This window comes from Neolewinella xylanilytica (assembly GCF_002934605.1).
Taxonomy (GTDB): domain Bacteria; phylum Bacteroidota; class Bacteroidia; order Chitinophagales; family Saprospiraceae; genus Neolewinella; species Neolewinella xylanilytica.
Map to the genome: position 1 here is coordinate 1 of NZ_PTJC01000001.1, position 2,528 is coordinate 2,528.

Annotated in this window: 3 protein-coding genes; all 3 read left to right on the forward strand. The window is 39.8% G+C overall.

Annotation, left to right across the window (positions count from 1 at the left end; all coding sequences use genetic code 11):
• Positions 1-407 precede the first annotated feature (407 nt).
• Positions 408-1,100 (forward strand): hypothetical protein, encoded by a 693-nt coding sequence (locus CLV84_RS21395; protein ID WP_146088650.1) that lies wholly within the window; start codon positions 408-410, stop codon positions 1,098-1,100.
• A 297-nt stretch (positions 1,101-1,397) separates the two neighbouring features.
• Positions 1,398-1,877: a GNAT family N-acetyltransferase gene (locus CLV84_RS00005; protein ID WP_104417688.1), complete on the forward strand. Its 480-nt coding sequence runs from the start codon at positions 1,398-1,400 to the stop codon at positions 1,875-1,877.
• A complete protein-coding gene (locus CLV84_RS00010; RefSeq protein ID WP_104417689.1) occupies positions 1,864-2,406 on the forward strand; it encodes a helix-turn-helix domain-containing protein in 543 nt (180 codons plus the stop codon). The genes CLV84_RS00005 and CLV84_RS00010 overlap by 14 nt, the downstream gene beginning before the upstream one ends.
• Positions 2,407-2,528 lie beyond the last annotated feature (122 nt).

A 2,528-nucleotide genomic window follows, 5' to 3' on the forward strand; every position in this document is an offset into this window, starting at 1 on the left:
TTAGTGTCGATGAAGCGTTTATAGGTTACTTTGAGGCTGTTAAAAATCCGGGTGCTGATTGGTGGTAGCCGGTCTGCGCCGGCGCAAACGTTGGCTGAAACAAATATGCCCACCTTGCAGAAAAACCTTGAGAAAGGAATACAGCATAATACATTACTGATGGTAATCAGCACAAAACCTTTCACATATAATAATATCTAACTGATTCAGTTTACTCCGAAATATACCGGGATGTATATGTCGTCGTATAAATTTTTCTATGTTATACTAAGCGATAAAAGTATAGTTTAACCTCTTGCAAGTTTCAACCCTCAGAAGTAAATTGACATTGGAAGTTGGTTTTTAACAACCGCATATAGGCAATCATAATATGATCATTATCTCTAAAAAACACAAAGTATAGTGATATGGACAATGATGGACACGGTAAAATTTCTTTCTGGCAATTCATTAACAGCAGCTTTTTTCTCTTGCTATTAGGGTTCGGGCTGAGCAGTGTTGTTGGTACATATATAGCGGATAGATTGCAACAAAGATCTTGGGAACGACAATCTCAATTAGAAGAAGAAAGACGAGATTATGAATGGAGTCGAGAGAAGAAATTTGAGCTTTTAAGAAGAAAACTTGATGATGGGCAAAATTCTTTAGAGAGTATATCAGATCTCATAAATCTACGGTTTTATAGGCTGCAAAATGCTTATATAAATATTGTTCAAGGTAATGTAGCTCTAGCCAATTCTTCATGGAACGAATATTTTGATGTAGTTGAGGAGTGGAATGTAAAGCTTCTAATTAATCAGAACAACATTCGACGACTGGTCAATGAGGAAGAATCAATTCTATTTAATAATTACGAGACTGACAATCCTGACCTAGTCAAAGCCTACAGCATTCACGGACAGTTCTATTTAGCTCATCAGGAGATATTGGATTTGTTGAGATGTTTACGTCGAGAAAATTGTAGGATAAATTCGGATCAAAAAGAAAGTGCTAACGAAATGCTGAGGTTATTAGATTATAATTCTGATGCTTTTGTTGACAGAATATCGGACATTTTTTTCAATAGAACCATTGAGCTTGAATCTTTAAAACTAGATTAAAATCACTCTCACATCAAATGCAATGCTATTCCTGCTATATAGTTTGTATGTTTGAAGGCAATGAAAAGCTTCAGCCAACAACGCCTACCACGCACAGCCGCCAGTTAAGCCTTTGGGTTCTATCAATACTTTAAAAGTGGCCGCAAATTATGTCGGCACCAGAATTGTTTGCTAGTTTAGGCGGCCGTCGGGTAGGCACCCGTTCGCCGACAGCAATGCCCGCAGAACATCGAAAAGATCGCTTGAAGTTGATCAAAGTCGTCAACAATCCGTATCTTGAGATGGCAATCAAATCAGATGCCCCTCAAGAACCGCCAAACAGGTAAGCTCCTTCCCTCCACCGTTAAGCAACTACGTGCTGAGGATTACCAATGGCTTAACTCTTCTCTTGACTTTCAATTCGATTGGACGTCAGAAAAGGAAAATGAGGTTTACAAAATTTGTCTAGTGGATGAAACAGCTACCATACTAGGCGTCATGTCATTAATTGATGTACCGGAAGAATTCCGCATTCATCTAAACTTGATTGAGGTGGCCGATACACAGCGAGGTAAAAAGAAAACCATAGACAACGTTGCCGGCTGCTTACTTGCCTTTGCGTGCCGACTGGCGTTTTCAAGGGGTTATCTCGGATTTGTTTCCCTTCAACCAAAGACCAAATTGATTCGCTATTATCAGTCCGCTTACGGCTTTCGACAATACGGACGTCTACTCGGGATCGAACAGGATGGTGCTATCAAATTGATTCAAAAATATTTGGAAGATGAAAAAGAATAAAGAGCAAGTTTATAAAGACCTTCTACAACGCTACAGCGAAGAAGAGGTAGCAGCATCATTTATCGCAAGTGAGCAACTACCCGCTGAGGCGCAAGCCGAAGTCCACAGAGAATTTTTAGAAGAGAGGATAAAATCCCTGCAGAATATCGCCGGGGATCAAAAGCTTCGGTCGGAGCTCTTTGCCTTTAAAATTCAATTAGAAGATTATTTTAAAGCCGACAAATACCACGAGCAGTACAATTTTGGAAGCCAGCTCAAAAAATACATTGAAATAGTTGGCAGGACTCAAACTGAAATTTCGAACAATTTGAGTATTCATAAAGCAAGATTAAGTCGAATAATCAATGGTAAAGAAAATCCTAATCCGGAACTTATGTATCGCCTGCAGGAACACAGTTCCGGAGCCATTCCGGCTTTCTACTGGTGGAAACTTCTATCCAAAGAGCTAGAGTATCAAATACGGACAGATAAAGAAAAAATGCAGGAAGAAAGTAATAAGGTCACCAATCCAATATCAATCAGAGCATAGATAAAATTAAAAGAAAAGCCATCGCCGAACACCGCGCCAACTCCATTAAGCTAAGTAATTACCCACCATTCTGAAGCCCTCGGCTCCGCTGCTTTTGGGGTGTTGTTGCGGCGCGTAAGCCT